This is a genomic window from Vibrio sp. YQ_11, assembly GCF_043103065.1.
GTDB classification, from domain to species: domain Bacteria; phylum Pseudomonadota; class Gammaproteobacteria; order Enterobacterales; family Vibrionaceae; genus Vibrio; species Vibrio parahaemolyticus.
Genome location: NZ_JBICJM010000006.1, coordinates 47,254 through 54,474 on the forward strand (window position 1 = coordinate 47,254; position 7,221 = coordinate 54,474).

Here is a 7,221-nt window from a genome sequence, read left to right on the forward strand (position 1 = left end):
CATATTACGTTATATTTTGCAGTGTTTACTTAATCTATGCCAACGAACTTCATTTCATGGTTATAAATCAACGCTCAATTCGTACAATTTTCAAGCATTCAGTCTTGGCAGCGTCACTTTGCGCTTCACTACCTTCTGTGGCCGCTGAAAAGATCTGTGCGATCTACCCTCATTTAAAGGATTCTTACTGGTTATCAGTAAACTATGGAATGGTCTCTGAAGCAGAGAAACAAGGCGTCAATCTGCGCGTATTAGAAGCAGGTGGCTACCCAAATAAAAGTCGTCAAGAGCAGCAACTTGCGCTGTGCACCCAATGGGGTGCGGATGCCATTATTTTAGGCACGGTTGATCCTCACGCCTATGAACACAACTTAAAAAGTTGGGTCGGCAACACGCCCGTATTTGCAACAGTCAACCAACTCGATCTTGATGAAGAACAGAGCACACTGCTCAAAGGCGAAGTCGGTGTCGATTGGTATTGGATGGGTTACGAGGCCGGTAAGTACTTAGCCGAGCGCCATCCAAAAGGCTCAGGTAAAACCAATATTGCCCTACTGCTTGGCCCGCGTACTCGTGGTGGCACTAAGCCTGTCACAACAGGGTTTTATGAAGCTATCAAAAACAGCGACATCCACATCGTTGACTCCTTTTGGGCAGACAACGACAAAGAGTTACAGCGTAACCTAGTGCAACGCGTGATTGATATGGGGAACATTGATTACATCGTCGGCAGTGCGGTCGCCATAGAAGCAGCCATCAGTGAATTGCGCAGCGCAGATAAAACCCATGATATTGGTTTGGTATCGGTGTATTTGAGTCACGGTGTGTATCGTGGTCTTCTGCGCAATAAAGTGCTTTTTGCTCCGACAGACAAAATGGTGCAGCAAGGCCGCCTGTCTGTCATGCAAGCGGCGCACTATTTACGCCATCAACCGTATGAAAAACAGGCATCGCCAATCATCAAACCACTGACGCCAAAGACGCTTCACGATGACACAATTGAAGAATCGTTATCTCCGTCAGAATATAGGCCGACATTCAGCATAAAGGCTGTTGATTGATGCGCTAAAAAAGTGTTTTATTGATAGATAACCAGTTCATAATCATAAAATCGGAATAACTTGATGCAAAAAACGACTCGTACCATGCCTGCGCATAAACACGTGGCATTGGTTGCCCACGACAATTGCAAACCTGAGCTACTTCGCTGGGTAAAAGAGAATAAAGAAAAGCTGCAACGCCATTTCTTGTACGCTACAGGCACAACTGGCCACATGCTGAGCAAAGAAACTGGCTTAGCAATTAAGAGTATGATCAGCGGCCCGATGGGTGGCGACCAACAACTCGGAGCATTGATTTCGGAAGGTAAAATCGATGTGTTGGTCTTCTTCTGGGATCCACTAAACGCCGTACCTCACGACCCTGATGTGAAAGCCCTACTTCGTATCGCAAGTGTTTGGAACATCCCAGTTGCGACTAACCGTGCAACGGCAAAATTCCTCTTCGACTCTCCTCTTTTAGAACAAGAAGTCGACATCGAAGTGCCAGATTACGAAGCTTACCTTGCAGAACGCATGTAAATCGACGTAATCGAATAGATAAAACAAAGGCGATACTGAGTATCGCCTTTGTTGTTTTTAACGGTTGAAAAAGTGCGTTTAGCGTGAGGTAACGATTGGGTAGTCGCCACTTACGAGTTCTTGCACAAATGCAGAACCTGCCCCCGTATGCGTGATCCACACTTTCTCTTTTGCACGAGTAATTGCGACATAGAACAGTCGGCGCTCTTCGGCATACGGGAATTTGTCTTTGGACTCGGTCAACGCACCGTCGATGTGAATCTGCTTCTTCTTCGCTGGGAACTGCCCTTCATCCACAGCCAAAATAATCACAAAATCGGCTTCTCGACCTTTACTCGCATGACAAGTCATAAAACGAATATCGAGATTCGGGAATCGTCTTAACCAGTCATCATACAAATCGGGTTTATGGTAATGGTTACGGCCAAGCAGCAATACAGACTTAGTTTGTTTCGCTTGTTGATTCAATTGATCGAGGATTTTCTCAACTTGGTTGCTTGGCGCTGTGTGCACGCTCTTTTGCTTGCGTTGTTTGTGGCTGTTGAGCGTCTTCGGTAATTGTGATGGGTTTTGCTGCACGAACGTATTCGCCACATCGCCAATTTGATTATTGAAACGATAGGTCGTGTCTAGGTGATGTACCGTAGAGTGAGCGAATCGCTCTTTAAACCCAGTAATCAAGTCCACATCTGCGCCCGCAAACTGATAAATCGCTTGCCAGTCATCGCCCACGGCAAACAAGGTTGCGCCAGGCTGCTTCTCCGTTGATTCACATAACGCTTCGATCAACGCCAAACGATCTGGAGAGATGTCTTGATACTCATCGACCATAACAAAACGCCAAGGCGATACGAACTTCCCTTTATTCACGTAATCCGTTGCTCGACTTATCATGGTTGGGAAATCGACTTGATTGCTCTCTTTGAGCATTTTTTGCCATGCAGAAAAACACGGCCAACACAGTGCTAATTCGCTATTGAGGCGCGTATAGTCTTGGTGATCCACCAACTTCTCTTGCACTTGCTTTTTCGTTAAACCAACAGCAGCTAAATGCGACAATTGAGAATCCAACCAAGCAATTAGCTTCGGATTTTCCGAATGGCTACCCAGCTCATCATCACCTTTCAGATAAGCAATAGGCCATTTATCTAAATGCTTTTGCCAACGTTTGAAATTTGTTGGTGTCATCCAGTGCTTTTTCAACCAGTCGACACACCAAGCCGTGCGTTGGTTATCGTCTAATGCAAGAGGGCTAATTTCGACAGGCTGCTGCTCGACTTGATTAAGAATGTACAAGCCGAGTTGATGAAAGGTATTGACTCTTACGCCTTCTGCCGCCAAGCCGACTTTATCAACCAAACGCTCTTTCATTTCTTTCGCGGCATCTCGGCCAAACGCAAGCATCAAAAGTTCTTCCGCTTGAGCTTGATGGCTTTGAAGTAAGTAAGCCACTCTTGCAGTCAATACGCTGGTTTTGCCCGAGCCTGCCCCAGCCAAAACAAGGTTGTGATCATCATTGAGCAACACTGCGTATTGTTGCGACAAGTTCAGCGGAGATGACTCAATACGGTTGAACAAGACTTCCCAATTAGGACGTTCGTTCTCCAGCCATTCGTGATTGCGTTCTCCCAGCGTATGAGAGGTGTCAACCAACCAAGGCTCAATTTCACCCATGCGATTAGGCATGCGCATTTTAGCTTCGTCTAGGCTGGTCTTGATTTCTGCGAGTTCTTGATTGAGTTTCTCTACCCACGCCATAACTTGAGAATGAGAAAGATAGGCAGGAAGGTGTTTGAGCTGGTACAACTCTTCTTCCCATTTAGGAAGGTACTCCGCCAGTTTTCGGCACTGAGTGTTGTGCCACTCTTGATATTGACGCACAGCTTCTAACGCAAACTTACGGCATTGAGGCCAAGGTAAACCTTGTACTAACCAACTTTGTTGCTTGCCATCTTGCTCGTGAGCGAAGAACTGAAGCGAGCTCCAAAACAGGCCGCGTTTCACGTTGACTTTACCGTTCCAGACGGTGAAAGGAATATGCTCTTCACTGCCAATTGAGCTTAATAAAACACTGTTCTCTTTTATTTCGACATGATAATACTCATTTTGAATAAAAAACTGTGCTTTGCTGGTGGCAGTAAGCTGCATGAAACGTGCGCCTTTTAAGTGAGAAGTTGTCGATTTATATCATTTTAGGGCTTCAAATTGTAGCAGCGACCGCCACCTAAATACGCATCTTCCTTGATTCTTTAATAAAATTCACATTACTGCTGATTTTGTGAACATAATTGTCATTACTTCAACGCCATAAACCCAAACTCTAGACGGTTTTCGCATCCGAAAAACTGCTCTGCATTCTTAAGTCAATGACATTTCTGTCGATTTCATAACCAAGCGCGATTTTTTCTTAAATTAAATCATAAACACGCTATAGTGAGCTTGGTAACATATCCAAACAACTTCAAGATGATAGCGCCCGTGAAAGCCGTTTGTTTTAAGGCTCAATTGGTGAGCGTTAACCGTGAGAACGTCAACTTTCTAACGCCGTCATCCTTGAGTGAAATTGGAAATTTTTCTCCGTTTTTATCGGAAAAGTAAGGCGCATTGTGCAAGCAGCTTCTAAATTTCGCCTCTATTGGGCAAATAAAACCATAAACTACAGCATTCTTATATTGATCACCCTGTTGGGTGTCGTTATTCCTGCTTGGTACTTCGGACAAAACACCTTGATCACACCTCTCATACTAGGTGTGATTGCCGCTGCACTAGCGGAAAGTGATGACAGCTTTATGGGACGAATCAAAGCTCTGATTCTCACGTTTATCTGTTTCGCGGTTGCGGCCTTCTCTATTGAAATACTGTTTCACACCCCTTGGCTGTTTGCCACGGGTCTGTTTATTTCCACGTTTGGCTTTATCATGCTTGGCGCAATTGGGCCGAAATATGCCAGTATCGCATTTGGTTCGTTGCTGATCGCCATTTACACCATGCTCGGCGCGCACGAAAGCACGAACATTTGGTTCCAGCCGTTGTTACTGCTAACTGGTGCCGCTTGGTATTACTTTATGTCGATGATCTGGCAAATGTTCTGGCCGTTGCAGCCGGTGCAATTAAGCCTCGCGAACGTGTTTCTTGCGCTTGCTAATTATCTCGATGCCAAAGCCAAGCTTTTCCACCCAGTCACGAACCTTGCACCGCAACCAATGCGTATTGAAGCGGCTCGCCTTAATGCTGCAACGGTCACCGCACTCAATGCGTGTAAAGCAACGCTACTCACCCGTTCCAAGCGTGGTCATGTAGACGGCCCAAGTGACCGATTCTTGAATATCTATTTTATCGCGCAAGACATTCACGAACGCGTGAGTTCGAGCCACTACCGCTACCAAGATTTGGCAACGGAGTTCGAGCGTTCAGACGTACTGTTCCGCTTTAAATATCTTCTTGAGACACAAGCGCAAGCTTGCCGAGATATTGCTCAAGCTATTCAACTCGGCAACGAATACACTCACACCGATGAGTCGATTCTGGCTCTGGCAGAACTACAAAATTCACTGGCGTATTTGGAAGAGCAGCAACAAGGTCATTGGAAGCGTTTGTTAATGCAGCTAACTTACCTGTTCAACAACCTCGCTACGGTTGAAAAGCAGCTAAACAACATCAATAACCCGGATGCCGAACGCCTAGAAGAAGACACGCTTGCCGATACTAACCCACATACGTTGAAAGCGATGTGGCAACGCATTTCGGCTAACCTTCATAAAGATTCGATGCTATTTCGACATGCGTTGCGTATGTCAATTGCGCTTACTATTGGGTACGGCATCATTCAGCTGTTTGATATTGACCGTGGTTATTGGATTTTGCTTACAACGCTGTTTGTGTGTCAGCCGAACTACAGTGCAACGCGCCAAAAACTTACGGCTCGTGTGATCGGTACTTTAGCGGGGTTATTGATTGGCGTACCGCTGCTAACGTTCTTCCCTTCTCAAGAAAGTCAGTTGGTGTTTATCGTTGTTTCGGGCGTGATGTTCTTTGCATTTAGGATGAACAACTACGGCTACGCGACCGGATTTATCACCTTGTTAGTCTTGTTCCTGTTCAACCAGTTAGGTGAAGGCTACGCAGTGGTGCTTCCTCGGCTTGCCGATACACTGATTGGTTGCGCGCTAGCCGTCGCGGCTGTGATGTTCATTTTACCTGACTGGCAATCGAGAAGACTGCATAAAGTGATGTCTGATGCGATAGATGCGAATAAACAGTATTTGGATCAGATCATCGGCCAATATCGTATCGGTAAGAAAGACAACCTGAGCTACCGCATTGCTCGTCGTCAGGCTCACAATAATGATGCGACATTGACGTCAGCAATCAGCACAATGCTTGCTGAACCAGGTAAGTATCGCGCAGCCGTCGATGAGAGCTTCCGCTTTCTGACGCTCAACCACGCCATGCTCAGCTACATCTCTGCTTTAGGTGCCCATCGTACTCGCATCGAAGATGAATCCATTCATAAACTGGTTCTGGATGCTCACCGTTGTATCCACCAGCATTTGGATGTGTTGCATCAACAATTACACCAACATTGCGAAGAGTGCGATTTATCCAACATTGACGATGCGGGACTTGAGCAGCGTTTGAACGAATGGCGCGATGAGGATGACAGCTCGGCGCGTATGGTGCTTCAGCAACTCCACCTTATTTATCGCATGTTGCCTGAGCTTCACTCGCTGGCGAGCAAATTTGCCGTTCGTGTGAACTAACTCGACCTTAGAGAGACTAACTTAAAGGTGCATGTGACTTAACGCGCGTTCTTTATGCAATTAGGGAAGCACTTTTGCTTCCCTTTTTTAATTTTAGATAACCCGAAGTAGGTAAAATTACCTTTCATAGGAAAAGTCTTACGTATCACTTAACGCACCTTGACAATACTCGGACAAAAAACCATCGATCAAATTCTAATCTAATTCTATTGAATAAGTATGTTGTGTGGCCACGGAGGCCGTTAGACAGGACATGAAGGATAAAACTGAGTACAGCGAGGATACAGAGATGAAAGCGCAACAATTTAAAGAGCTAAAAAAGAAGCTTGGAGACCTGACGGCAAGTCAGTTAAAAACATTGCAAGGCGAAATCAGCATGACGCTGAACAAAAAGGAAAAGCCATTGCTCTCCACTGAAGAGCGTGAAATGTTATCTAAACTGTTTGTTTGATTAAGTTATTGATATAAATCACTTGCACGTTTTATAAACACTTCCTATGCTAACAGCAGCATAATAAGTGGAATTATAATCATGCCAGTTTCAGGGATTCAATCCGGTCAACAAATCATGCAGTTATCGCACAAGATGGCGGATAAAGCTGCACATGAGATTCAACAAACCTTCGTAAAAGGCGGTGAAGACTTATCATTCAATAAAGTCGAACTCGCTAAAAACGTGGCTTTCGCCGCGACCCCTTCCCTAGCCGCACATGCCACTGTTATCGAACCTCTTATCGAAGTTACTCAAGCCGCAAGTTACAACCGTATTGGTGCGTCCGTTGTGGAAAAAAATAACGAGGTAATTGGCAGCCTTCTCGACATTCACGTCTAAAGAAACCAAGTTCAAAAATTATACCTAACTCCCTTTCCAGATATTCAAG

6 protein-coding genes are annotated in these 7,221 nt (G+C 45.3%); 5 read left to right on the forward strand and 1 reads right to left on the reverse strand.

Features of this window, described 5'->3' with window-relative positions:
• The first annotated feature begins 11 nt into the window (after positions 1-11).
• Positions 12-1,061, forward strand: a complete 1,050-nt coding sequence (torT, locus tag ACF8EG_RS02690; RefSeq protein ID WP_228750870.1) for a TMAO reductase system periplasmic protein TorT — start codon at positions 12-14, stop codon at positions 1,059-1,061.
• A 63-nt stretch (positions 1,062-1,124) separates the two neighbouring features.
• A complete protein-coding gene (locus ACF8EG_RS02695; RefSeq protein ID WP_005454351.1) occupies positions 1,125-1,580 on the forward strand; it encodes a methylglyoxal synthase in 456 nt (151 codons plus the stop codon).
• Positions 1,581-1,658: 78 nt separating this feature from the next.
• On the opposite strand, the gene helD is transcribed toward ACF8EG_RS02695, so the two are convergent.
• Positions 1,659-3,728: a DNA helicase IV gene (gene helD, locus ACF8EG_RS02700; RefSeq protein WP_015313109.1), complete on the reverse strand. Its 2,070-nt coding sequence runs from the start codon at positions 3,726-3,728 to the stop codon at positions 1,659-1,661.
• Between the two features lie 458 nt (positions 3,729-4,186).
• Between helD and yccS the strand changes: the two genes are divergently transcribed.
• The 3 genes from yccS to ACF8EG_RS02715 all read left to right on the forward strand — a co-directional run bounded on the left by yccS (position 4,187) and on the right by ACF8EG_RS02715 (position 7,172).
• Positions 4,187-6,340 (forward strand): YccS family putative transporter, encoded by a 2,154-nt coding sequence (yccS, locus tag ACF8EG_RS02705; RefSeq protein WP_005454352.1) that lies wholly within the window; start codon positions 4,187-4,189, stop codon positions 6,338-6,340.
• Positions 6,341-6,593: 253 nt separating this feature from the next.
• The gene (locus tag ACF8EG_RS02710; RefSeq protein WP_045626526.1) at positions 6,594-6,791 is read left to right on the forward strand and encodes a hypothetical protein; all 198 of its coding nucleotides are present in this window, start codon (positions 6,594-6,596) and stop codon (positions 6,789-6,791) included.
• A gap of 81 nt (positions 6,792-6,872) precedes the next feature.
• Positions 6,873-7,172, forward strand: a complete 300-nt coding sequence (locus tag ACF8EG_RS02715; RefSeq protein ID WP_069506070.1) for a hypothetical protein — start codon at positions 6,873-6,875, stop codon at positions 7,170-7,172.
• Positions 7,173-7,221 lie beyond the last annotated feature (49 nt).